This is a genomic window from Martinezella sp. CNPSo 3964 (assembly GCF_057784375.1).
In genome coordinates this window covers 176544-199726 of record NZ_JBXSOW010000005.1, presented here as the reverse complement: position 1 = coordinate 199726, position 23183 = coordinate 176544, and the positions used below count along the sequence as shown (strand labels likewise).

The window sequence follows — 23183 nt, the reverse complement described above, 5'->3', positions numbered from 1 at the left end:
TCCGACTTGCCGTTCATCTGTGGTTCCTCCCCCCTTGTTGAACGAAATCGATCTGCACTGGTGCCAGAGCGTGATGCCGAAAAGTGCAGGCGGTTTTCGGGCGACATCACGCTCTACTTCTTTGATTCTAGAGCGGATTCAGATTTTAGGTCGAACAGACCTAAAATTATCCGGCTCTAGACGATCGGGCTACCGGATCGTCTGAAGATAGGAGAAACTTCTGGCTGCAAAGCCCGCCGGATCCTTGGGATTGTCGTGCTCAACGACCATCAGGCGGGCACCGCGGGCGCTGGCGAAGGCCCAGAGATCGGGCCAATCGAGAATGCCGGAACCGACATCGCACCAGCCGTCCTCGTCTTCGTTCTGTCCGGCCGGAGCCTGATCCTTCACATGGGTGGAGACGAGCAGCCCTGCATATTTCTCCAGCCAGACCTTCGGATCATCGCCGCCGCGCGCAAGCCATGCGATATCGGCCTGCCAGACGAGCGGGCTGCCGGCGGCGCCGTCGAAAAGACAGTCGAGCGGACGTGAGCCATCGCTGAAACGCACAAGCTCCCAATGATGGTTATGATATCCGAGCGATATGCCCCGCTCTTTCAGGCGAACAGCCATCTCGCCAAGCGCGGCGCCGACGCGGCGCCAGGCATCCGCATCGCCGCTACGCTCCTCCGGCGGAAGAGCCGGCATGAAAAGTTGCACAATACCGGTCTCGGCGGCGGCATCCGCGACCCGCCCCAGGTCACCGCGAAGTGCCGGCAAACCGATATGACCGCTGGGTGCATGGAGACCCCGGGCCGCCAGAGCCGCCTTCAGCGCCTTGGGATCGTCGAGATGACTGCCGATGGTTTCGACGTTGGTGAAGCCCGCCCGCGCAGCCGCATCAAGCTGCTGATCGAGCCCGCCCAGATGCCGAAGTGAATAGAGCTGTATCGAAAGTGTCGACGTCGTCATCCGGCCCTCCCAGCCTGCCCCGCGACATCTCCTCACATCACAGAGCATTTTTACGCAATCGATTGCGTAATACCTAACAGCGCAATCGATTGCATGCAAGGGCACGATCGAATATTTGTTGGATGTAGACGATGCGATCCGGTTACAGAGGTCCGATGGCGAAACGAAAGCCAATACCCACAAATGAGAGCCGCATACCGACCATGGCGGACGTTGCCCGTATCGCCGGCGTCTCGACTTCGACCGTCAGCCGCGCTCTGGCCGGCCTCCCTCCCATTCCCGAGGAGACTAGGCAGAGGATTGCCCAGGCCGCAAAGGAAGCCGGATATGCGATCAACCGCCATGCGCGATCCCTGCGGCTCAAACGCAGCAAGGTGATCCTGGTTCTCATTCCAAACCTCGCCAACCCGAATTTTCCCGATCTTTTGATGCATATCGATCGGGCAGCCTATGACTGCGGCTATGACATCATGATCGCTCATACCGCCATCGATCCGGGCCGCTCCGACCGCTATGTCGACGAGTTGCTGGCGGGGAGCATCGATGGCGTTCTCCTGACCGCCAGTTACTGCCCGCCGCGACTTCTCGAATGCATTGCCGCGGGCCGGCACCTGCCGATCGTGCGAACGCTGAGCCCCACTCCCGATCTCACCGGCATTACCGCTGTGCAGATCGATGAGGTGAAAGCCGCCTATGATGTCGTCGACCACCTTGCAAAACAGGGCTACAAGCGGATTGCGCATCTCGGCGGGCCGCCAAAGGAAATCATGGCGATCGCCCGCCGGAGAGGCTGGGAAAAGGCGCTCGCCGATCACGGGCTCTCCGCCTCCCCGGATTTGTATATCCAGTCCGGCTTCACGATGATTGAAGGACAAAGGGCGGCCGACGAAATCAGGAGCCGCTCGGAGCTGCCCGACGCCATTTTCTGCTCAAACGACGAATCCGCCTATGGTCTGATTGCTGCCCTCAAGGGACACGGCTTGCGCATTCCTCAGGATATCGCCGTCGCAGGCTTCGATGACCTCAGTTTTTCGGCCGTCATGGACCCGCCGCTGACGACGGTTCGCCTCCCTCGCCGCGACATGGCCGAACGCTCGATCCAGAAACTGAAGGCGCTCATCGAGGACGATGCGGACAACGACAATACGGTCCTGGCCCATGAACTGATCATTCGAGCTAGCAGCCTTCGTAGCTAAGGACTATATCGACGGCTGAAGGCTTCGACTTAGAGCGTGATGCCGAAAAGTGTAGGCGGTTTTCGGACGACATCACGCTCTACTTCTTTGATGCTAGAGCGGATTCAGATTTTAGGTCGAACAGACCTAAAATCATCCGGCTCTAGACCGGCAGGCATGCCGGGCCGATCGGCTCAAAGGACTTGTAGGTCAGGATGAACTCCTGATGGCCGAGGCTTTCCGACTTCGTCGGCCTCCCACCGGCAACCTCCCGCAGCAGCGTGACGATTTCCTGGCCGACCTCGTCAAGGCTTGCTCGTCCCTCGAGAATACGGCCAGCATCGACATCCATGTCTTCCTCCAGGCGGCGGAAGGTATCCGGATTGGCGCAGATCTTGATTACAGGCGAGATTGCCGAGCCGGAGACCGAACCGCGGCCTGTGACAAAGAAGACCATGTGACAGCCGGATGCGATCATCTCGACAATCTCGGCATTGTCGGAAATGTTCGGAAAGCCGAACCGCACCTCGCCGTCAGGCACCACGTCCATCAGGTAGAGACCGCCACGCGGCGGAATATCGCCGGGCTTGATCAGGCCGGAAATCGGCGACGCCCCAGACTTGGCATAGGCGCCCATCGACTTTTCTTCGATCGTCGTCAGCCCACCGTCGGCGTTGCCCGGCGCGAAGCTGCCGTAGCCAAGCGTGGCATAGTAGCGCGCCGCCTTGGCGACTGCCGCGCGAAGCTCGTCGGCAAGTTCGGGCGCGACCGCTCGATCCGCCATGATTTCCTCGCAGCCGATAAGCTCCCCGGTTTCCTCGAAAATGCAGGTCGCTCCAGCCGCCACCAGCCAATCGAAGGCCCGGCCCGCCGCAGGATTGCCGGTAATTCCGCTCGTTCCGTCGGAGCCGCCGCATACCGTCCCGACGATCAGCTCGCTGATATCCATCGGGACCCGCTCATCGTGGGTAAGCGCCTCGAGCTGCTCGCTCACCCAGGCACGGCCGGCCGCAATCGTGCTGCGCGTGCCGCCATCGTTCTGGATGGTCAGCGTCTTCACCGGCCTGCCGCTCTCCTCGATAATCCTGGATAGCGAGTATTTGTTGAAGCTTTCGCAGCCGAGCGACAGCAGCAGAACCGCACCGATATTCGGATGGGTACAGAGCCGCTCCATCATCCTTTGCGCGTAGGCATTGGGAAAACAGCCCGGAAAACCGATGAGATGAACCTCCTGCCCGTCAAAGGCCGAGATGATCTGGCGTCCGACGTGGTGGGCGCATTCCACCAGATAGGCGACGGCAACGATATTGCGGATGCCTTTGCGGCCGTCCGACCGAAGATAGCCTTGCAAGGTCATTTTTTGATAACCTCCTGAATGTCGAAGAAGTGGCTCGGCGTGTAGTCGCTCTTGACGTTGTGCACATGGACATGATCGCCGGGCGCGATCGGCACTGTGGCGGAGCCTATCGGTGCACCATATTTGTAGACCTTGGCGCCCGGCGCAATTTCCTGCCGGGCGATCTTGTGACCGCGCGGAATCGTCCTTGCGAGCGTCACCTCCCGTTCCCCGACGCGAATACGCTCTCCTGCCGGAATATCCTCGCGACAGACGAAGACATTGTCCTTTTCCGAAAGCAAGAGCAGCCGCGTATCATCGGCATGTGTTAACAGCGCGCCGGAGCCCATGACGTTACATCACTCCAAACGTCGCGAAGGCCTCGACCGTGCTCATGCCGTTGCGAATTGCCTCCGCCACCTTGTTCTCAGTACGCACCTTCTCCAGGGCGAGCGAGATGGCTTCCTTTTCGACGGCCTTCGGGATGACGAGAACGCCTTCGCGGTCGCCATAGAGCAGATCGCCGGGCTCGATGCGGACACCTTCGATCTCGATCGGCGTGTTGTAATCGATGACCTTGCCGCGAGGCCCCTGATCCTGCGCATAGATCCCGCGGGAAAAGGCCGGGAAGCCAAGCCGCTCGATTTCGCCGGCATCGCGTACATAACCGTCGAGGATGGCACCTGCGGCCTGCAGATGGGTGGCTCTCGTCGACATCAGGCCTCCCCATAGCGCGTAGCGAAGCGACGAACCCGTGGCGATATAGACGTCGCCCGGCTTCAGCGAGTCGAGCGCTTCGAACATGATGCCGAACGGCTTTTCCGCCAGCGGGCCGAAGGACCCCTTCCCGTCCGAGAAGATATCGGCCTCAAGCACCGGCATCGCGCGGCCGGCGATTTTCATGTCATCGTGCAGAGGCTTGATACCAGCCGGCAGGAACTGCCGACGATGACCGAGCGTATCAAGGATATCGCCAACGACAGCGGTAAAAAGCTCGGCTTTCAACACGCGGAACAGATCCGCGTCGGTTGCGTGGGTTGCTGTGGTATTCATTGGGAGCCTCCGCTGGTGGCAATTCTAAAAGCCGACGACGGCGCCGCCGTCGACGATAATGGTTTGGCCGGTGATATAGCCGGCGGCCGGGGATGCGAGGAAAGCGCATGTCCAGCCGATTTCCTCGGCAGAGCCGAGACGGTTCATCTGGATTCGGCCCATGATTTTGGCGCGGCGAGCCGGATCGTTGGCCGTGGCCTTCTGAAAGAGATCCGTATCGATCCAGCCCGGCGCCACGGCATTGACACGGATTCCCCGACCGGCAAACTCGGCCGAAAGCCCGCGCACAGCACCCGTCAGCGCCGTTTTCGCCGTCGTATAGCCCATCACCAGCGGCTGGCCGATGAAGGATGTCATGGATGCGGTGAAGAGCACGCAGCCGCGGCCTCTCGCGATCTGTCCCGGCAGAAATTGCCGGGTCAGTTCCAGCGCGCCGCGAACATGGACGTCCATGACTTCGTCGAAGTCGGCAATATTGGATTCCTCGAACGGCTTCTTGACCGTGTTCCCGGCATTGTTGACGACGATGTCGACCGGGCCGTGCGCTTCCTCCACTCCGGCGGCAAAGGCCTTGATCGAAGCAAGATCACGAAGGTCGAGCTGTGCGGCTTTAGCCAGTGGGCCGATCGAGGCGGCAGCTTCTTCAAGGAGATCCACCCTGCGGCCGGCCAGCACCACCTCTGCGCCGGAGGCTGCGAGGCAACGCGCGATCGCGAGACCCAGTCCACTACCTCCACCCGTTACAAGGGCGCGCTGCCCGTCCAGTCGGAATGCGCCATGCCAGTCAGGAAGCGCGGTTGGAGATTTCATGGCTGCTTGTGTATTCATCTTTCGACAATGACCTTTAAAACGTCGCGGTTCTTGTCCCAGAAGGGCAATGCGCCTTCGGCCTCGGCGAAGGGGATGACCTTGGAAATGAGCGAGGCTGCACGATCGCCGATCGTCTCGAGATAGGCGATCACCGCATCGAAATCGGATTTCGTGGCGTTGCGCGACCCCATGATGTCCAATTCCTTGAGGTTGAACATTTGCGTCTGATAGGTAACGGGCGCCTTGGCATAGCCGACATAGACGACACGGCCGCAGAAGCCGGCCAGATCGATCGCCTGGCGAAAGGTTTCGGGAAGACCGACCGCCTCGAAGGCCACATCGACGCCCTGATCGCTCGTCAGCTCCACGATGCGCGCTCCGACATCTTCCGTGCCGGCATTGATTGTATGGCGAGCGCCGAACTGCTTTGCCAGCGTGGTCTTTTCCGGGCTGAGATCGACGGCGATCACGTCAGCGCCGCGGGCAACGGCCCCGATCACCACGCCCATGCCGATCATGCCGCAGCCCAGCACGACGATGCGATCGCTTGACGACACGCGGCCGCGCGCCACCGCATGGAAGCCTACCGATAGCGGCTCGACCAAGGCAAGAAAGCGAGGGTCGAGCGTGTCATTCAGGATGAGCTTCTCCGCAGGAAGAACGATCTCTTCGGCAAGGCCGCCATCCTGCTGAACGCCAAGCGTCCGATTGTAGCGGCAGGCATTCACCCGCCCCTTGCGGCAGGAAGAGCACGTGCCGCAACTGGTATAGGGAAGAACGATGACGCGCCGCCCGGGCTGATAGGCGGACGAAACGCCCGACCCTGCCTCGATGATCTCGCCGCCGATCTCGTGCCCGGGAATGCGCGGCAGCTCCACGAGCGGGTTGAGACCTCGAAACGTGTTGAGATCACTCCCGCAGATGCCGACATGACGGACGGCAATGCGGACATCGCCTTCCCCGAGCTGCGGGCGAGCGACATCGGTGAAACGGCTGACGCCTTCACTTTCGATCAACAGGGCTTTCACGTGACGATACCTCTTCCGGATTGGGGGAGTGAACCGGACGCTTCCGCCCGGTTCGCTGGAAACAGATCAGTTCAGGGTGGCAATGTCGGCCGGCAGGTCGACGCCGTTGTATTTCTTGTAGATCTCGTTGAGTTTGCCGTTCGCGAGGTTCTCGTCGACGAACTTGTCGAGCCGCTGCTTCAAGGCGGCCTCGCCCTTGCGAATGCCGATGGCGTAGGGGAATACCTTGAGCACCATCTTCACCTCGAACTTCGACGCGGGATTGCGCTCGTTGGCCGCCTTCATGATTTGCGGCGACGTCGCCATCACATCAACCTGGCCGCTGACGAGTGCCGTGACCAGGGTCGCGTCGTCATCGTAACGCACGATTTCCGCGCCATCGTTGACCTTCGTGACTTCCTTGTCGTTGACGCTGCCGCGCGTGGTTCCGATGCGCTTGCCCTTCAGATCGGCCATGGTCTTGACGCTCTGGCCAGCAGGCGCCGCGATGACCGATTGGATCACGCCGTAGGGCTTGGAATAATCGATGACCCTCTTGCGCTCGTCCGTCACGCTGAGCGAAGCAATCACCATATCCGCCTTGCCCGTCTGCAGATAGGGGATGCGGTTGGGGCTGGTCACCTGGACGACGTCCAGCGGCTGGCCGAGCTGCTCAGCGAGAAGCTTGGCAACTTCGACATCGGAGCCATAGGGCTGCATGTTGGCATCGATCATGCCGAACGGCGGCGAGCCGAGATCAAGGGCGATCAGCACCTTTTTCCGCGCCTGGATATCGGCAAGGGCATCTGCCTGCGCATGACTGGCAAACGTGCCCAGGATCGCAAGTGCGGTGGCTGCTAGAATATGACGACGCTTCATGGTTCTCCTCCGGTTTATTTTGATTGCGTTTCGCGGCCCGTGGTTCTCAAAGCCCATTGCCGACGAAACTGCGCAGTTCCTCGGTCTGAGGCGCGTCGAGCAGGGCCGCCGGCCCATGCTCCCAGACCCTGCCGAGATGCATGTAAAGGATGTTGCTCGCCACCTTGCGGGCGAACGCCATTTCATGGGTGACGAGGATCATCGTCATGCCGCCGCGCGCGAGATTTTCGATGACCTTCAGCACTTCGCCGGTCAGTTGCGGATCAAGCGCAGACGTCACCTCGTCGAAGAGCATGACTTGCGGCTGCATGGCCAATGACCGGGCGATTGCAGCTCGCTGTTGCTGGCCGCCGGACAGCTGCTCCGGGTAGAAGGAGGCCTTCTCCGCAAGCCCCACCCGGCCAAGACAGTCGAGCGATATGTCCCGAGCTTCGGCCTTGCTCAGCTTCTTGACGCAGGTCAGTGCCAGCGCCGCATTCTCCAGGACGGTCAGGTGCGGGAAGAGGTTATAGCTCTGGAAGACAATGCCGACGTCGCGACGAAGCGCACGTTTATCTAAGTCCGGCGAGTGAATCTTGTGGCCGCAAACCTCGATCTCGCCGCCTTGAATGGTCTCCAGCGCATCGATGCATCGCAGAGCCGTCGACTTGCCCGAACCGGACTGGCCGATGATGGCCACCACTTCGCCGGGTTCGACCGAGAAGGACACACCATTCAGGACCTGCAGCGCGCCAAAGCTCTTGCGGACATCGGATAATCTAACGATTGGAGACATTCAGTTTCCTTTCCAGTTTCCGGCTGGCGAGCGTGAGCGGGAAGCAGATGGCGAAATAGATTGCGGCGACCACCATGAAGATGCTGAACGGCTGAAAGGTGGAATTGTTGATCAGCTTGCCGGCCTGAGCGAGCTCGACAAAACCGATCGCTGATGCGAGCGATGTGTTCTTTATCACCTGAACGAGGAAGCCGACCGTGGGTGGCGTCGCGATGCGCAGCGACTGCGGAAGAATGACCCGTGTCATGCGCTGCCAGCGCGAGAGGCCAAGACATTCCGCGGCCTCCCATTGTGTCTTGGCAATCGACCGGATAGAGCCGCGCCAGATCTCGGCAAGGAACGCCGAAGTGTAAAGGGTGATCGCGACACCGGCCGCCAGCAAGGCCGGAAGATTGTTGAAGCCGGCGATGCTGAGCCCGAAATAGACGATAAAGAGCAATACCAGCAAAGGCGTTCCCTGGATCAGCTGCACATAGGCCGTCGCGGTCCAGCGAATGATGCGGCTCGGCGAAATGCGTGCCAGAGCCACAACGAAACCGACCAAGCCGCCGCCGATGAAACCAAGCGCCGACAATGCGAGCGTCCAGACGGCCGCCTCGAGCAGGAAGATGAACTGTGTCAGGCCGAAAGTGGGCATGGGCTCCTCCTCACAAGGCCGTGCCGAGCTTGCGCTGGCGCTTGAAAACCACGAAGCCTATTCCGAGAAGCACCCATCGCATGAGAAAGGACAGCGCCAGATAAAGGGCGCCGACGACGATGTAGGTCTCGAAGGACAGGAACGTGTCGGACTGGATGCGATTGGCGACAGCCGTCAACTCCTCCGCCGAAATCTGTGACGTGATCGACGATGCGAGCATGAGCAGCACGAACTGACTGACGAGCGCCGGATAGACCCGTTCGACCGCTGGCTGAAGAATGACATGCCAGTAGGTTTGCGCAGGCGAAAGTCCAAGACATTCGGCCGCCTCGATCTGAGCCTTCGGAACGGCCTCGATGCCGGCACGCATGATCTCGCAGACATAGGCGCCGATGTTGACGACGAGCGCGACGATTGCAGCGACATTGGCCGGGATGCGCAAGCCAAGCGTGGCTATGCCAAAATAGATGATGAACAGCTGAACGAGCAGCGGCGTGTTGCGAATGACGTCGACATAGGTACCGACGACGGTCTTCAGCATCGCCGAGCCGCTGGTTCGTGCGATCGCACAGAGCGTGCCCAACACGAAGCCGGCAATGGTTGCCGCCACCGAAAGCTGGATCGTCAGCCAGACGCCTTCCGCAAACTGATCCCAATAGGGAAGCAGGCCCTCGAAATCGAAAGTGTAGCTCATGCGACGCCATCCTCCCGGCCGCGCCAATGAGCAACGAGATGTGCTGGTCTCATTCCCGAGCTATCCTCCCTAGCTTGAGACAGAATCTACACGGTTGAGGCGATCGATTTAAAGTGGTATTTTATGTTTAAAAAACCGATCGGGATTTCGTCGCCATGCGTTCAGAAAACCTCTTCAAGCGGCAGTTCAACGAGTTCCTGCGCCATGTACAATCCGTTGGTCACGGTCGCCCTCTTGGCTCGGAACGGGAGATCGGCCGAACCCTCGGTACCAGCAGAACGACGGTCCGCAAGTGCCTCGCGGCGGCTATGGAGAGCGGCCTGCTTTCCACAGACAGAGTAGTCCTGCGGCAGGCAGAACCATCCGAGCTCTATGCCGAAGCAGAGACCATCCCACCGACATTGATGGTCGAACGCGCGTTCCTGAAATGGATACTCCAATCCGACAGCGGACCGGGCCAGGCAATCAATGCGCTTCAGCTCGCGCGGCAATTCGGCGTGTCGACGACGACGATCCGCGAGTTTCTTCAGAGCTTTCGGCATTTTGGCCTGATGGAGCGCGAAGCCGGCGGCAAATGGGTCTTCCGCGGCATGACGCTGGAATTTGCCAACGAACTTTCCGATATCCGCGAAATTTTCGAAATGCGGTCCGTCATGCGCTTCGCGGAACTCGATGACGACGACCCGAGCTGGAACGAACTACGCAGACTGCGGACCGAGCATCTTGAACTGCTGGAGACGATCGAGACCGACTATCATCAGTTCTCACTTCTCGACGAGCGGCTGCATCGCTTGATCAACAGCGCGTCCAGCAATCGCTTCGTCACGGAATTCTACCATGTCATCTCGCTGATTTTCTTCTACCACTATCAATGGAACAAGAAAGACGAGCGCGTTCGTAACGAAGCAGCTGTGCACCAGCATCTGGCCTATATAGATGCGATTCTCTCAAGGGACCAATGGAAAATCAGCCAGACCTGCACGGCACATCTGAGCGAGGCGCGCCGGACATTGCTTGCAAGCCTCACCCGAGAAACTTGAAATCGGAATTCGAGCAACCCGCCGAAGCTCGGTCTGCGACATTCGATACCTCTGCGAAAACAATGGAAAGGGCAGCCATTGGATCCGTCTATATGCCCTTGCGGCTCGGAGAAAACGCCATCCATCACATGCGATGACCTGCTACTGAAGGGTCAAGCCCGATCCGAGGTCAGCTCTTGCGGCATAAGGATCGACAATGGAGAGCGCCCTGCTAAGCGCTTCGGCAAACCCATTGAGCGAAATGACGTAGCCCATATCGCGACCCGTATCGGTCGCCGCCAGCATTACGCGGAGGCTACGCCGCCGCCGCAGGCTGGCTATCATGGCTGCATCGAGCTTCAGCTCGACCGGGCAGCCACGCGAAGAGGCGGCACCGAACGGCTGAGTCAGCCCCAAAGCAGCTTCGTCACCTCGCGGCAACCGGCCGCTCCGTAGATGCAGCCCCAGCGGCAAGGCCAGCAAGCCTCTCAGACTTCCCCCCTCGGGAGTGAGCTCGATCGAGAGCACTGGCGTGTTCGTCTGCAGATCATACAGCGTGTAAGAAATCGCATAATGCGGCCGCGCATGATTGGCAGTTCCCTGATTGACGATGGTAAGCGTCCAGTCGCCGTAACGCTCTTGCAATATGCCTGAATTGGCGGCGGCAACGGTGGTCCGGCCAACCATCACAATCCTCCACCCGGTCGTTTTGCCAATATGGGCAAGCGCCCATAGGAACGCCTTATGAGCTTGAACAACCCTACCCCATTCATGTCTCCTCCTCCCGTAACAATATGCGCCCCACCTCACCGTCTCGACATTCAGGAATCCGAGCTCTCTCGAATCAATAGTGTCAACCTTATGCAAAGGAATCATACAATTGATGTAGCGCAAAGAATTATTCTTTTGCAATATTCAATTAATATGAAAGCCGCCGATTGCGAATGAAGGTATTTTTCAGATTATACACAAAATATATGATTATTAAATTTATGCCCTAACTTATATTAGTAAATGTTACTTCAATTTCACTTATATCAAAAAAAGCAATGCAGACCAATAAGTGTGCATGATATTGTAAAAGGTCGCTCATAAATGGAGCGAGCAACGCGCAAACCCGGACTATCGGATAAGCAGACGATGCAATCTCGCACTGGAAGTGGGGACTGGAGTTGGCCTGGCCAGCGGTCATTTGAATGATGCCCCCTGCAAGGCGGCGTCGACAATCTCTCTCGTCGCCCTCGTGACGGCAAGATCAGCGGCAATGGCTTTTCGGACGAAACGCTGGTCGCCGACGATCCCGGCGGCAACGTCGGTATCTCAGTTCCCGTCCATTTTGGCAGATACCATCGAGCCAATGCCGGGCAGGTTGACGATGTGATGCTTCTCAAGGGTGAGACGCCGACAGCAGTTAGGCCGGCACCGGCTATTTGCCGATGACAAGGAGAGGTAAGCTACCTTACGACCAAGCCTTTAGCGCGAGAACCTCGGCACGGATGCAATAAGTTCGCGCGTATAGGCATGGCGAGGCCGTTCGAAGACCTCCTCCACAGATCCGGCCTCGACGATCACTCCCTGCTTCATGACGACGATCCGGTGGCTGATATGCTGGATCACTCCCAAATCATGCGAGATGAAAATCATCGACAGGCCGAGTCTTGCCTGCAGATCGACCAGCAGATCCAGAACCTGGGCTTGCGTCGTCACGTCAAGCGCGGAAACGGGCTCATCGCAAATCAAAAGCTTCGGCGTGGCCGCAAGAGCCTGCGCGATCGACACGCGCTGGCGCTGGCCACCGGAAAGTGCGGTCGGCCTTCGGACAAGCAGATCCTGCGGCAACCCGACCAAATTCAGCAGATCTATGATCTTCTCGCGACGCTCCGATCTGCCGAGCCCACCACGGAGCAACAAGGGTTGCTCGATGATGCGTTCAACGGTGAAGCGCGGATTGAAAGAGCTGAGCGGGTCCTGACTGATCGTCTGTATCCCGGCTCTGAGGGGGCGGCGCATGCGTTCGGAAAGTGCGCTCCACGGCCGCCCTTCATAAAACACTTCCCCCGCATCCGGTTGCTGCAGCGCGAGCGCGACCTTGCCGAGCGTGGTCTTGCCCGAACCGGATTCGCCGACCACCCCCAGCGTTTCGCCGCTGTCGATATGAAGCGACACGTCGCGGACGGCGCGCAGGAGGCTGCCGTCCGTACGCCTGAAGCTCATCGATACGTTGCGTATCTCCAACAGACGCTCGCCCGAGCGTACAGGCTCGCGGCCCGGCAGGGGCATATCTGGTGCGCTGAGGCGATGACCGCGATTGGCGGCCGTCGGTACGGCTGCCAAAAGCTGCCGGGTGTAGTCGTGCTGCGGCTCTGACAGCACGCTGCGCGCCGGGCCGGTTTCCACGAGCCGACCCTTTTGCATCACGGCAACCCGATCGGCAAGCTGGGCAGCGACGGAAAGATCATGCGTGATCAGGAGAATGCCATGGCCGGCGCCAGCCAGCTCCCTGAAAATGGCGAGTACTTTTTTCTGGACGCTGACATCCAGCGCCGTCGTCGGCTCGTCGGCGACGAGCAAGCGCGGCTGGCCGGCGAGTGCGGAGGCAATCAATGCCCGTTGCCGTAGCCCGCCCGACAATTGATGCGCATATTGCCCCACCCGCGATTCAGGCTCGGGAACGCCGACACGTTCCAGCAACTCCACGACGTGCTGTGATACGAGCGAGCGCGGAGCCAGACGATGCGTGAGGATAGGCTCGGCGATTTCGCGACCGATAGTCCTCAAGGGGTCGAGCGATACGAGCGCGTCCTGGAGAATGAAACCGATTTCACGCCCGCGCACATGCCGCCAGGCCCTATCGGACAGGCCGAGAAGATCCAGCGGGCGCCCATCATGAGCGGTCAGCTCCATCCTGTCGGCCTTTACCACCGAACGCAATCCGGCGAGACCGACGATCGCCCGGGCAGTTACCGATTTTCCAGACCCGGATTCGCCGACCAATGCAAGGATTTCGCCGGGCGCAATCTGTAGCGACAGATCTCGAACCGCATCCACGCGACCTTGCGGGGTCCGAAAAGCCACGCTCAATCCTTTGACCGAAAGCAGCAGGGGCGGCGCGGAAACGGCGGTCTGAAAATTCTGCGGGCCGGCCTGAATATTCATCGCAGATCTCCCGTTGCAAGAAGGGTTTGCAACCGGCGCCCCAAGAGCGTGATCGAGATGACGGAAAGCGCGACGACGGTTGCCGGCAGCAGGCTGGTCCAGGGCGCGATATCGAGAAAATTGCGGCCATTGGCGAGGAGCGCGCCCCACTCCGCCGCTGGCGGCACGACACCAAGTCCGAGAAAGCTTAGGGCCGAGGCCGATAGTACCGAACTTCCCACACCAACCGTCGCGAGAATGAGAAGAGGCCGGATGGCGTTGGGCACGATATGTCGGGCAATGATCGTCCACGGATGCTCGCCGAGTGCTATGGCATGTTCGACATAACCCGACAGCCTGATCTGAAGCACCTGCGAGCGGATCAATCGAGCATAGCCAGCAATGCTGGCAAGCCCGACCGCCAATAGCGTATTGGCAGGCCCTCGTCCAAGAACAGCGATCACCAGCAGCGCAAGCAGCATTTCCGGAAAGGCAAGCAGGATATCGATGATGCGCAATAAAAGCCGGCCGATCGGCCTTGGAGCGAGCGCAGCCATCGTCCCGAGCACGATACCGCCGAGACTGGCAATCAGCGTCGCGCCGATGCCGATGGTCAGGGATTGCGAGGTTCCATAGACCACGCGCGAAAACAGATCTCGCCCCAGTTCGTCCGTTCCAAACCAGTGCTGCCCGTCGGGCGGCAACAGGATCGCATTCGGATCGACTGCCTCGGGATCACAAGCGGAAAGCCATTGTGGCGCCCATACCGCAACACCAAGAACGACCACGAAGGCGAAGGGAACAAGCAGTCCGAAAGACAGCCAGACCGGGCGAGTGCGCGTGATGCGGGGCTCCTGCATGCTTTCAGTCAGCACGACATCGCTCAAAGGGCTGTCCTCCTTAGACGTGGATCGATCAACAGGTAGAAAGCATCGACGAGCAGATTGACGATGACGAAGACAAGGGCTGACAGCATCACGAGACCGAGGATCAACGGCATGTCTCGGGTCTTGATCGCTTGCAGCGTAATCTGTCCAATTCCCGAACGGCCGAATACCGTCTCGGTCAGGATCGAGCCGCCAAGCGTGCTGGCGAGCAATGTGCCAGTAAGGGTCGAGGCCGCCAGCGCGGCGTGCCGCAATCCATGTCTGACACGCAAGACCGTTTCGCCGACGCCGCGTGTCCGGACCGTCAGCGAAAACGGCTGGGACAGTGCCTCCTCCAAGCCGTCGCGCAATACCTGGCTTAAAAGTGCCGCCAACGGCAGGCTCAGAGCTATGGCGGGCAGCACAAGCGCGAATGGTCCGTCATTGCCGGTTACCGGAAACCATTCAAGTCTGAAACTGAAGATCGACAGCAAGACGATACCGATCCAATAAACAGGCGTGCTCAGAAGGATCAGCTCTATCCCCGAGGACAGCAATGTCAGGCTTTTACGACGGCCCGCCGTCGCCAGGGCCACGCTGATCGCCAGAAGAAGAGCAAGTACGATCGCGCTCCCGGTAAGCTGCAAGGTCGGCCCGGCAGCTTCATAGATCACCTCGGAAACGGGCTGTCTGTACTGGTAGCTCTGTCCAAAATCGCCGCTCAGAGCCTTGCCGATATAATGCGCATATTGCAGCGCGAGCGGCTGGTCGAGCCCATATTGATGCACCAATGCAGCCCGTTCTGCCTCATCGACGACGTTTTCTCCGCCAGCCAGTATCGCGACGGGATCGCCGGGAATGAGCTTCACCGCAATAAAGGCAATCGTTGCCGCGCCCCAAAGTACGGCAACAATCACCCCGGTCCGCCGCACAGCGGTTTGGAAAAGCTTAGCGGTCCAGCCAAGCATCGTAGAAATTCGGCTTCGCATTGGTGGCCCAGGAAATACCGTGCAGGCTCTTTGAGGCGCCGAGCTGATAGGCGGCCACGAAGAGCGGGACGGCATAGGCCTGCTCGATCACTTCCTTCTGCACCTCGGCATAGAGCTTCTTGCGCTCGGCATCGGAAGCTCCAACCGCTTTCGTCAACTTTTCGTCGAGGCTTTTGACACGCGACGCATTCTGGCCGGCAGGCGGAATATAGGCGGAATGGAATACCGTCCGCAGGATATCGGGCTCTGCGCGCACATAGTAGAAGGACACCAGATCGTAATCATTGGCATTGGTGCGCGCGGTCCAGCCACCGGCATCGACCGGATCGAGCTGCAGATCGAAACCCGCCTGCCGAACCTGATATTGAACGGCCTGCGCCAGGGTCACTTCCGTCGCGGCAAGCGAAGTGCTGTCGTAGACATAATGCAATGTAAGCCGGCCGCCGTCCTTCTTGCGGATGCCATCGGCGTCCTTCTGCGACCAGCCCGCCTCATCAAGCAGCCGGTTGGCTTTTTCCGGATCGAAGCCCCATGACCGGGAAATATCGCGGTCATAATAGAGCGTCGAGGGGCCGAGAATATTGTCAGCCGGCTTCAGAGTTCCGAAGAAGGCGGCCTTGACCCCCGCAGGTCCGTTGACCGCATTCTGGAAAGCTTGGCGTACCTTCAAGTCCTGAAACGGCCCCTTCGAAGTGTTGAGGAAATAGGCGCTGTTGACACCCGGATTTTCCCGCGTCACCACCTGCAACTTTCCATTGCCTTGGACGGAGCGGTAGTTTGCCGGCGGCACCGCGTCGATCGCCTGCAGTTGGCCACTTGCCAGCGCACCGAGGCGTACAGAAGCCTCCGGCAGATATTTGAAGACGATCTGATCGAAATGGGCCGGCCCCTTATGTACGGCATAGCCGGGACCCCAATTGTAGTCCGCGCGGCGGCTAAGCTTGCTGCCGCTGCCCTTGGTGAAATTGTCGAGCACGTAAGGACCCGATCCGATGATGGTATTCGTCGTGCTCTGCGTTTTCTGAAGATAGGTCGATGATTGGATACCGAGATAGGGAAGGCTTAATCCCTGCAGCAGAGGCGCGAAGGACTGGCGGTAACGGATCACCACCGTACGACTATCCGGCGCCTCGATCTTGTCGACCGGCCCAAGCAGCGACTTGGCGTAGCTGGAGGTTGTCTTCGGATCGAGAATGCGATCGAAGTTGTATTTGACCGCAGCAGCATCGAACGGAGTGCCATCGCTGAATGTCACGCCCTGACGCAGATGGAAGGTATAGACGGTATTGTCGCCGTTGATGTCCCAGCTTTCTGCGAGCCACGGCGTGAACTTATTGTCTTCGGCCTGCCCGACGAGCGAGTCGACGATATTGCGGGTAATCAATGCCGTGATCGAGCTGCCTGTAATCGACGGGTCGATGATGGAGGTATCCGTTGCCAGCCCGACGTTAAGGGTGCCACCATCGACCGGCTTTGCCGAATCGGATGCAGCATTTGCGGCAGTGCCTATCATCGTCAGAAAAGAAAATGCCAGGGCAATGCTGATGTTGCTTCGCCCGATAGTCTTTGCGCTTGAATGCCTTTTTCTCATATCCCGTCCCTATTTTGGCCGCCGCGGCATCGATCATGCGGCCAAGAGGCCATACGACATCACGCGGACTGAACGGCATGATAATTGTCTATAAAAATACTAGACTAAAGGCATTGTGGTGCGTTTATTGAAAGAGAGGCGGAAATCCGTTTCAAGATCACGGGCGGAACTGATGACACGCCGATGATGACGCTGCTCTGCGTTGAATTCCAAGGCCCTTTAGATCAAACCCTCCGGCCGAGCCGTGCTTCAAACGTCTCCGCGAAACCGACGCCAGGTCTCACGGCACGAACAATGATGCAATCAGGTCCCGCTCGTTGGGTCGCGCAAAATCCGAGATTTAAGGGTGAACTTTCTTCACCGAGGACATCTGCGCTATAACGCAGGTTCAAAGAATCTGGAACAATGGGATCCCGCTCCGGCACGAACATGATGTTCCAAAGGGGCCTTTATTTTTTCAGCATGCAATTTTGAAATTGGACTCCAAGGTGCTTTTTGCTGGTAGTACGCGCGGTGATGCGAGATTTTTCATGGGTATGACAGATCGATCATTACGCACAGGCTCTGCGATGGGCACCTCGCTGCAAATTCAACCATTTGGACAAGCGTGGCACGACCAGTGAGCGATATTGGTCAATTACTCAGCTGCCCCCTTTTTGCCGATGTGGCACGCGAGAGCGTGACACTCGACGCCCGGGATTTGCGGACCAGATTCTATTCGCCGGGCCAGATCGTATTCAACCAGGACGATACTAGCGGCGAGGTCTACTTTCTGCGATCCGGATTACTGCTGGCTCTCTATCTCGATCAGGACGGTCGGGAGCTTATCTTTACCCGGCTCAACACTCATGATTATTTCGGAGAAATATCTGCCATCGATGGCGGCAAGCGTTCGCTTTCAGTCTACGCAAAAACCGCGTCTTGCCTGATCGTCATGAAACGCCAGGCATTTCTGGATTTGCTCGAAACGATACCGCTCGTGCGGCAGCGGATCATGATCGATATGGCCGAACGTATCCGCAGATTGACGAGGCATAGCTATCAACTGACCAGCCAAAGCGTGGATAAACGCCTGAAAGCCTATGTGGCGCGCATGGCGCTGGAGAGTGGCGCGTTCAAACCGAACGGGCTGCTGACCAAATTTCCGACCCATGCCGAAATCGCCGGCTCGATCGGTGCCAGCCGCGAAGAGGTCAGCCGCTCCATCTCCGCCTTGAAGCGCGCGGGAATTCTGGAAGCCGGACGACAGAAGTTGACGATCCTCCAGCCGAACGCGTTGCTGAGCGAGCACTGAGGCAGCCTCATTCTATTTCGTCTTTATCAGCCAATTGACGGCAATATTGACGGCTCGCGTTTCATTCTTGCTGACGCGCACCTCATCTGGCTGATAGATATCGCCGGTCTGGGTCGATGATTTGGTTGCGGCCACTTCGAAATTCACCGGCGGATTTTCCTGCGGCGTCACGAACTGTGCGATCATGTTCAAATCATGCACATGCTCCCGCAGCGCATCCATCTGGGTCGAGCCGACGCCTCGTGAATTGACGGCCGGACCTTGGGGCGCGTGACGGTCGTCCTTGTCCAGCGACTTCTCCAGATCGACGCCGCGCAGAAAATAACCACGGTAGTCTGGCAGCTTGAATTTGTCGTCTCCATCCGGTCCGTAAAGATCGCCGATCACGCGATAAAGCTCCGGATATTCGGTCTTCAGCAGGCTGGAGCCATCGCAGATCATCCATGGCAGGTAACGCAGATCCGTCATGGCCGACGTCAAGGTCTGCGTCTGCTGCAGGATCTCGCCGGGGAAAATGATGATGGCACCGACGGGCACGCCATCGTGAGTTCCCGGACGCGGATGCGGAAAGAACTGATGGCGCGGCTCCTGCCCGGGAAAATTCCCAGGAAAGATGGGCGGAATGAACGAAGGTGGCAGCATCCAGCGCTCCTGCAATCATGAAAATGGATTGTCGTGCGACAGCGCGACCATTGCCGTGGGAACGGTGATCGACCAACTGTCGTGAATGATCTTGGACCCCTCGTCCGGTTGCTCCAGCAGAAGATCGACGGCGCTCATGTCCACGGCCATGCAAGGGGTCAGGTCCTCGCTACAGGGCCAGATCTGCCCCGTTCGGAATGCGAGCAGCACCGTTCTCGCCGCCTCGGGCTTGACCGATAGCAGAATGTGAGCGCGCTTGGCGCGCAGCAGGTCCCGCAGATAGCGACTGGGCGAAAACAGCGAGATCAGAGCGGACTGTCCATCGCTCAGATAGGGGTCGGCCGCAGGATCCTGGATGAATTCGACTGCCATCTCGTCCCAGTCGAAGGAATGGCGAAGGAACTGAAAATAGCGTGGCTCGAAGTTGATGGCTCCGGCCTTGCCTGTCGTATCGGTCGGCTTGGCAAGCGTAGCGTCGGCAAACAACGCGATGGCCGCCTGAACGATCTGATCTTGGACGATCTGCGTCAGAAGCTTCGGGTTCTCGGCGTCCAGCGCCTTCTTCTGCTGCGCCAAAGCTGCCTGGTAGTCTGCCATGGCCGCCTGATAGGCGGCCTGGATTTTCTGATAAGTCGCGATTTGCCAATTGGCGAGCGCGGCGGCGCTACGCGCGCATTGAACCTCTATGCTTGCCACATAGTAGTTGTCGAATTCAGTTGCCCCTTCCGCAGGCGATGTATCGGGAGCCGGCGCGTCTCCCTCTCCTGACCCGGCTTGCTTACCGGAAGCGGCGCCGACGGCTGACGATGTCGTCGGAGCGCTGCACAGGATCGATACCCGAAGCCGATCGGAATATTGCGCCGACGTTGCCGTCAGGTATCCCTTGAAAGTCGAGAGCGTACCGGTTTGATCCGCCGTCAGGATCACGCCACTCATCGTCACCTGCGCTGTGGGATTGGCAACGAAGCTGCTGATGCTGACGGCGGCCGAAACCGGCGTGTAGCCTTCGGGCACGTCCAATTCCGCGTCCGACAGCGGGTTTCGGGACTTGAATCCATTGCTGATCACGCGAAGAGCCGGTGGCGGCAGACTGTCCGGGGCAATGCCATAAGCCTGGAAGGCATCGAGATAATAGACCGACGCCGGCGGCGATCCAGGCTTGATCGGATCAGGCGACAGGTTGGCGTAGGAGGTTATGCCCATGCTTGCGGGAGACGGCGGCGCGGCAAGCCTCAGCTCATGATATCGAGCAATCGCTTGGACGAGATGGCCGCCGGGATTGTCGATGAACATCTCGAAGACCAGCCTGTCCTGGCTGGCCCGGGTCTGAAGATGATATGCCCGGTTCACCCAGCGGAATACGGCCTGAAGATTGCCGTTACCGCCAGTGTTGGACAAGGTCCGCGTCTGCGTGGTTTCCAGCTCTTCGAAGACCCTGCTGCTGCGACGCAACACCGATTCACGTCGCAAAGCCTTGACCGAGCGATCGATGACGTCGCGGGCAAATTTTGAAATATCCTGCAGGTAACCGCCAGCGGGCTGTTCCTGCACCCACCAATTGCCGGTGACCTTCATGGAATTGGTGGCCGGTTGCCCGTAGTCGGTTTCGTAATTGTTGATCGTCGTGGTCGAGACACGATCCGACAACGTCTTCTGCACCTCATTGATCAGATCGGCGGTCGTCGTATCCCGCCCGAAATTGCTGGTGCTGTCGCTCGACGTCTGCTCTTCCTCGACTGTTTCCTTGCGTCGCAGATTGCGGTGCACCTCCTGGCGCGTTTCTCCCGAAATCACGGTTTCGATGCGCTCTATATCTCCGAGCGCATAGCGCCCGGGCTTGTAATGCACGGTGCGGATGGCGCCCACGGCATAGAGCTGGATAGCCGGAGGATCGGCCGGAGCTGGAGGCGGATCGATGGGAAAAATATCGGCGGGCAGGATCATCACCGCATTAAGCGCACGCGAAAGGGCCGCATCGGATGGTCTCGGCGCGGGGTCGTCGTCGAGTTTCGGATGTGAGTCCTGGAAAGCCAGCACCCAATTGATGAGATGCGTGACCTGTAGCAACCGGATCAGATCGAAAAACCAGCTATGGTCATAGCCGAGCGTGATCATCAGCGCGATTGCCGAATTCCAGATATCGGTCAGCGCCGTTTGGGCATCCGTCGACTGCAGCTCTTTGGCCAGATCATCCCAACTTTCGAACTGCTCCTCCACCCAGCTGTCGAGCGCTGCATAGCTGCAGTCCTTCCTCAAGTGATGAGGGAAATGGCGAAAACTCTGGTAAGGCGGGGCAAGCGGCTGCGTCGGCGTGACGAAAGGCTCGCTTGGCCCGCCGCCCGCTTCTGGAGAGATCGTATCATCGATGAAAGTCACGGCCGTTTCGCGCTTGGTCGCTGGATCGGCAGCTTTCAGTTTCGTATAGAAAGTGCTTGCGGCAGCAGATGCAGACACGGTCATGAACCGCTGCTCCACCAGACTGGCCGCCAGTTTCGGCCAGGGCTTGATGTAGACGAAGGGAAAGAGCTCGCCCGCTTCCAGATGCGCATCGGCGATCGCCATCCCGTCTGCGGTATTCGGGATCGGTAGCGGTCCAGGCTCAGGCGGATCATTGTCCGGCGGTGGAACGGGCGGGGTTGGCGGAACCGGGCGCGTATTGCCGAAGCAGATCATGAAACCGATATAGTTCCAATAATAGATGTCATCAGTCTCCTCGATTTCCACCCGGCCCATGATCTGCTGCGAATATTGGACGTCGAGCCCGGTGCGCCAGCGCAGCCAGCCATGAACCCTGCGACCGCCCGTGAAGGCCACGCGGAACGGCGTCTCATTATCGAAGCGTAAGCTTTCGACGACATGGATCTCGAGCGGCAGAACCGCCCGGAAAATCTCGGCCGCGACATTCAAGACGGATTGGCGACCCGCATCCTCATAGAAAATGCGGAAACGGATCACGATTTCTTCGTTCTGGTCCTTATGCGGGATGTCGCGCCATTCCTGAATCTCGGTGTGGCCGGTCATGACGACATCCTCAAACGTCGATGGTTTCGAGACCCCTGATGATCTGGGCGAACCAGTCGGTGTCGGTATCCCCGGACAAGGCCTGAATCAACGGATCATCGTCGAAGCCACCCTGAGCAATCTCTCGTATCGCCGGATCTGCCAAGTCCAACTCATCGTCCATTGGAGCCAGCGGAAATGTTCGCGCTATTTTTGCGTAGTCGCGGGTTTTCCATTCACCGCGGCGAATTTTCGTTACCGCCGCATCGCGCTGGGTAAAACATTCGGCGATGTAGTTAGCGACGACCTGGAGCTCATCATCGCCAACTTTGACATACATCGCGGCAAAGCCCTTGATACTCGCGGCTCCGCGGATGGTTACCGGCTGTCGCATCAGAAACAATCTGGCATCGATAACCTCATCGTCGTCGTCTATGCTGCCGGTCCCGATTTCGTCGTCGGGGACAATGCTGATCTCCCGTCCACATTCCTCCGTGAATTCCCTCGAGCAGTTTTCATAGACTTCATCACTGTTATTCCAATCATGACCTTCGAACTTCCCCCCAGGCAGGGCGAATTTCGCTCCGCCGTGCAGCTCTGCACCATTTGGCACAATTACTCGCCTGCCGGAGAAGAAGTACCCCCTCGCCCTCTTCTGGAAAGCGATGAACCGAACGCTGTTTTGCGCGGTGCGCGAGAATATGATGGTATAAACGAAATATTTATCGGCCATTGGACTATCCTTTTCAGAAGCGGATCAAGTCGGTTCCGCGCGATATGAGACAAAGGTGAGCGGGGTTGCCCGCGGCCCAGGAGTGCCGCCCCGAAGCTGGACTCTGAGCGCATGCAGCCCACTCAGAGCAAAAGAGGTCCCGCAGGTATCGGCGACGCGACCGCGCAGCTCGATCTTGCAATCGATCTGAAACTTCAGGCGATCCGGCAAGGACATGGCCCATGAACCCGCATGGCCCAGCGGCATTTCCGCGATCGGCCGGTTGTCCCGGCAGATGCAAAGCGACAGATCGGGGCGGGGTACGCTTTGGCTCAAGAGGAGCCCCGATCTCAGCCCATGCCCGTGCGGTCCGTCTATCCTGGTTCCGGTGTCCGGGTTATAAAAGCCTGGCTGAAGAGGGCATTCGTTGCCGTAGCTGTCCCGGATCAGGAATGCCGGCTCCCAGCCGATGCACAGTGGATGATGCCATCCGTAAAGGCAGCGCTCGATCGCCGCCCACAAGACCGGCATGGCGCCCGGCAGCATCCCGGAAACATCCCAGAAGACACCCACGCGGCTGACATGCGGATTGAGAGAGCCATTCTCGTAGGTCAACCA

General features: G+C 58.9%; 22 protein-coding genes. 3 read left to right on the top strand and 19 right to left on the bottom strand.

Annotation, left to right across the window (positions count from 1 at the left end; genetic code table 11):
- Window positions 1-189: 189 nt before the first annotated feature.
- Window positions 190-951: a sugar phosphate isomerase/epimerase family protein gene (locus AC13Q5_RS17430; protein ID WP_488502561.1), complete on the bottom strand. Its 762-nt coding sequence runs from the start codon at window positions 949-951 to the stop codon at window positions 190-192.
- 203 nt (window positions 952-1154) lie between these two features.
- Here AC13Q5_RS17430 and AC13Q5_RS17425 point away from each other — a divergent pair, with 203 nt between their 5' ends.
- Entirely contained in the window at window positions 1155-2147 is a 993-nt protein-coding gene (locus tag AC13Q5_RS17425; RefSeq protein ID WP_488502560.1) for a LacI family DNA-binding transcriptional regulator, read from the top strand.
- 142 nt (window positions 2148-2289) lie between these two features.
- On the opposite strand, the gene AC13Q5_RS17420 is transcribed toward AC13Q5_RS17425, so the two are convergent.
- The 9 genes from AC13Q5_RS17420 to AC13Q5_RS17380 all read right to left on the bottom strand — a co-directional run bounded on the left by AC13Q5_RS17420 (window position 2290) and on the right by AC13Q5_RS17380 (window position 9317).
- Window positions 2290-3483 carry a UxaA family hydrolase gene (locus AC13Q5_RS17420; RefSeq protein ID WP_488502559.1) on the bottom strand — a complete coding sequence of 398 codons (1194 nt, stop codon included), beginning with the start codon at window positions 3481-3483 and terminating at the stop codon, window positions 2290-2292.
- Entirely contained in the window at window positions 3480-3812 is a 333-nt protein-coding gene (locus AC13Q5_RS17415) for a UxaA family hydrolase (RefSeq protein ID WP_488502558.1), read from the bottom strand. The genes AC13Q5_RS17420 and AC13Q5_RS17415 overlap by 4 nt, the downstream gene beginning before the upstream one ends.
- Window positions 3813-3816: 4 nt before the next feature.
- The gene (locus AC13Q5_RS17410; protein WP_075853998.1) at window positions 3817-4515 is read right to left on the bottom strand and encodes an RraA family protein; all 699 of its coding nucleotides are present in this window, start codon (window positions 4513-4515) and stop codon (window positions 3817-3819) included.
- A 24-nt stretch (window positions 4516-4539) separates the two neighbouring features.
- Window positions 4540-5325 carry an SDR family NAD(P)-dependent oxidoreductase gene (locus AC13Q5_RS17405; protein ID WP_075854312.1) on the bottom strand — a complete coding sequence of 262 codons (786 nt, stop codon included), beginning with the start codon at window positions 5323-5325 and terminating at the stop codon, window positions 4540-4542.
- 14 nt (window positions 5326-5339) lie between these two features.
- Entirely contained in the window at window positions 5340-6353 is a 1014-nt protein-coding gene (locus tag AC13Q5_RS17400) for a zinc-binding alcohol dehydrogenase family protein (RefSeq protein ID WP_075853997.1), read from the bottom strand.
- A 66-nt stretch (window positions 6354-6419) separates the two neighbouring features.
- On the bottom strand, window positions 6420-7211 hold the full coding sequence (locus tag AC13Q5_RS17395) for a transporter substrate-binding domain-containing protein (RefSeq protein WP_457879556.1): 792 nt from the start codon (window positions 7209-7211) through the stop codon (window positions 6420-6422).
- A 46-nt stretch (window positions 7212-7257) separates the two neighbouring features.
- The gene (locus AC13Q5_RS17390; RefSeq protein ID WP_457879555.1) at window positions 7258-7986 is read right to left on the bottom strand and encodes an amino acid ABC transporter ATP-binding protein; all 729 of its coding nucleotides are present in this window, start codon (window positions 7984-7986) and stop codon (window positions 7258-7260) included.
- Complete coding sequence (locus AC13Q5_RS17385) at window positions 7970-8623, bottom strand: amino acid ABC transporter permease (RefSeq protein WP_075853992.1); 654 nt, start codon at window positions 8621-8623, stop codon at window positions 7970-7972. The genes AC13Q5_RS17390 and AC13Q5_RS17385 overlap by 17 nt, the downstream gene beginning before the upstream one ends.
- Window positions 8624-8633: 10 nt before the next feature.
- On the bottom strand, window positions 8634-9317 hold the full coding sequence (locus tag AC13Q5_RS17380) for an amino acid ABC transporter permease (protein ID WP_075853991.1): 684 nt from the start codon (window positions 9315-9317) through the stop codon (window positions 8634-8636).
- A gap of 155 nt (window positions 9318-9472) precedes the next feature.
- Between AC13Q5_RS17380 and AC13Q5_RS17375 the strand changes: the two genes are divergently transcribed.
- Window positions 9473-10357: a GntR family transcriptional regulator gene (locus AC13Q5_RS17375; RefSeq protein WP_488502557.1), complete on the top strand. Its 885-nt coding sequence runs from the start codon at window positions 9473-9475 to the stop codon at window positions 10355-10357.
- 141 nt (window positions 10358-10498) lie between these two features.
- Here AC13Q5_RS17375 and AC13Q5_RS17370 read toward each other — a convergent pair whose 3' ends face one another.
- The 5 genes from AC13Q5_RS17370 to AC13Q5_RS17350 form a co-directional block, all read right to left on the bottom strand.
- Window positions 10499-11023, bottom strand: coding sequence for an invasion associated locus B family protein (locus tag AC13Q5_RS17370; protein ID WP_488502556.1), 525 nt, complete (start codon window positions 11021-11023; stop codon window positions 10499-10501).
- Between the two features lie 786 nt (window positions 11024-11809).
- Window positions 11810-13492, bottom strand: a complete 1683-nt coding sequence (locus AC13Q5_RS17365) for a dipeptide ABC transporter ATP-binding protein (RefSeq protein WP_488502555.1) — start codon at window positions 13490-13492, stop codon at window positions 11810-11812.
- Entirely contained in the window at window positions 13489-14358 is an 870-nt protein-coding gene (locus AC13Q5_RS17360) for an ABC transporter permease (protein ID WP_244557869.1), read from the bottom strand. Before AC13Q5_RS17360 ends, AC13Q5_RS17365 begins: the two co-directional genes overlap by 4 nt.
- The gene (locus AC13Q5_RS17355; RefSeq protein WP_488502554.1) at window positions 14355-15305 is read right to left on the bottom strand and encodes an ABC transporter permease; all 951 of its coding nucleotides are present in this window, start codon (window positions 15303-15305) and stop codon (window positions 14355-14357) included. The genes AC13Q5_RS17360 and AC13Q5_RS17355 overlap by 4 nt, the downstream gene beginning before the upstream one ends.
- A complete protein-coding gene (locus tag AC13Q5_RS17350; protein ID WP_075853986.1) occupies window positions 15286-16917 on the bottom strand; it encodes an ABC transporter substrate-binding protein in 1632 nt (543 codons plus the stop codon). Before AC13Q5_RS17350 ends, AC13Q5_RS17355 begins: the two co-directional genes overlap by 20 nt.
- Before the next feature lie 619 nt (window positions 16918-17536).
- Between AC13Q5_RS17350 and AC13Q5_RS17345 the strand changes: the two genes are divergently transcribed.
- Window positions 17537-18211: a Crp/Fnr family transcriptional regulator gene (locus AC13Q5_RS17345; protein WP_488502553.1), complete on the top strand. Its 675-nt coding sequence runs from the start codon at window positions 17537-17539 to the stop codon at window positions 18209-18211.
- 12 nt (window positions 18212-18223) lie between these two features.
- Here AC13Q5_RS17345 and AC13Q5_RS17340 read toward each other — a convergent pair whose 3' ends face one another.
- Genes AC13Q5_RS17340 through AC13Q5_RS17325 form a run of 4 tightly spaced genes read right to left on the bottom strand, consistent with a single transcriptional unit; the run spans window position 18224 to window position 23180 of the window.
- The gene (locus tag AC13Q5_RS17340) at window positions 18224-18853 is read right to left on the bottom strand and encodes a phage tail protein (protein WP_083961378.1); all 630 of its coding nucleotides are present in this window, start codon (window positions 18851-18853) and stop codon (window positions 18224-18226) included.
- A 15-nt stretch (window positions 18854-18868) separates the two neighbouring features.
- Window positions 18869-21874, bottom strand: a complete 3006-nt coding sequence (locus tag AC13Q5_RS17335; protein ID WP_488502552.1) for a hypothetical protein — start codon at window positions 21872-21874, stop codon at window positions 18869-18871.
- A gap of 10 nt (window positions 21875-21884) precedes the next feature.
- A complete protein-coding gene (locus AC13Q5_RS17330; RefSeq protein ID WP_488502551.1) occupies window positions 21885-22586 on the bottom strand; it encodes a hypothetical protein in 702 nt (233 codons plus the stop codon).
- A 24-nt stretch (window positions 22587-22610) separates the two neighbouring features.
- Entirely contained in the window at window positions 22611-23180 is a 570-nt protein-coding gene (locus AC13Q5_RS17325; RefSeq protein ID WP_488502550.1) for a hypothetical protein, read from the bottom strand.
- Between the last annotated feature and the right edge of the window lie 3 nt (window positions 23181-23183).

What these genes read in the sequence shown, in the direction of transcription:
- AC13Q5_RS17350 (WP_075853986.1), bottom strand. Translation starts at nt 16,917, where the DNA reads ATGAGAAAAAGGCATTCAAGCGCAAAGACTATCGGGCGAAGCAACATC.
- AC13Q5_RS17420 (WP_488502559.1), bottom strand. Translation starts at nt 3,483, where the DNA reads ATGACCTTGCAAGGCTATCTTCGGTCGGACGGCCGCAAAGGCATCCGC.
- AC13Q5_RS17410 (WP_075853998.1), bottom strand. Translation starts at nt 4,515, where the DNA reads ATGAATACCACAGCAACCCACGCAACCGACGCGGATCTGTTCCGCGTG.
- AC13Q5_RS17355 (WP_488502554.1), bottom strand. Translation starts at nt 15,305, where the DNA reads ATGCTTGGCTGGACCGCTAAGCTTTTCCAAACCGCTGTGCGGCGGACC.
- AC13Q5_RS17395 (WP_457879556.1), bottom strand. Translation starts at nt 7,211, where the DNA reads ATGAAGCGTCGTCATATTCTAGCAGCCACCGCACTTGCGATCCTGGGC.
- AC13Q5_RS17405 (WP_075854312.1), bottom strand. Translation starts at nt 5,325, where the DNA reads ATGAAATCTCCAACCGCGCTTCCTGACTGGCATGGCGCATTCCGACTG.
- AC13Q5_RS17385 (WP_075853992.1), bottom strand. Translation starts at nt 8,623, where the DNA reads ATGCCCACTTTCGGCCTGACACAGTTCATCTTCCTGCTCGAGGCGGCC.
- AC13Q5_RS17380 (WP_075853991.1), bottom strand. Translation starts at nt 9,317, where the DNA reads ATGAGCTACACTTTCGATTTCGAGGGCCTGCTTCCCTATTGGGATCAG.
- AC13Q5_RS17390 (WP_457879555.1), bottom strand. Translation starts at nt 7,986, where the DNA reads ATGTCTCCAATCGTTAGATTATCCGATGTCCGCAAGAGCTTTGGCGCG.
- AC13Q5_RS17340 (WP_083961378.1), bottom strand. Translation starts at nt 18,853, where the DNA reads ATGCTGCCACCTTCGTTCATTCCGCCCATCTTTCCTGGGAATTTTCCC.
- AC13Q5_RS17330 (WP_488502551.1), bottom strand. Translation starts at nt 22,586, where the DNA reads ATGGCCGATAAATATTTCGTTTATACCATCATATTCTCGCGCACCGCG.
- AC13Q5_RS17425 (WP_488502560.1), top strand. Translation starts at nt 1,155, where the DNA reads ATGGCGGACGTTGCCCGTATCGCCGGCGTCTCGACTTCGACCGTCAGC.
- AC13Q5_RS17430 (WP_488502561.1), bottom strand. Translation starts at nt 951, where the DNA reads ATGACGACGTCGACACTTTCGATACAGCTCTATTCACTTCGGCATCTG.
- AC13Q5_RS17365 (WP_488502555.1), bottom strand. Translation starts at nt 13,492, where the DNA reads ATGAATATTCAGGCCGGCCCGCAGAATTTTCAGACCGCCGTTTCCGCG.
- AC13Q5_RS17335 (WP_488502552.1), bottom strand. Translation starts at nt 21,874, where the DNA reads ATGACCGGCCACACCGAGATTCAGGAATGGCGCGACATCCCGCATAAG.
- AC13Q5_RS17370 (WP_488502556.1), bottom strand. Translation starts at nt 11,023, where the DNA reads ATGGTTGGCCGGACCACCGTTGCCGCCGCCAATTCAGGCATATTGCAA.
- AC13Q5_RS17375 (WP_488502557.1), top strand. Translation starts at nt 9,473, where the DNA reads ATGCGTTCAGAAAACCTCTTCAAGCGGCAGTTCAACGAGTTCCTGCGC.
- AC13Q5_RS17415 (WP_488502558.1), bottom strand. Translation starts at nt 3,812, where the DNA reads ATGGGCTCCGGCGCGCTGTTAACACATGCCGATGATACGCGGCTGCTC.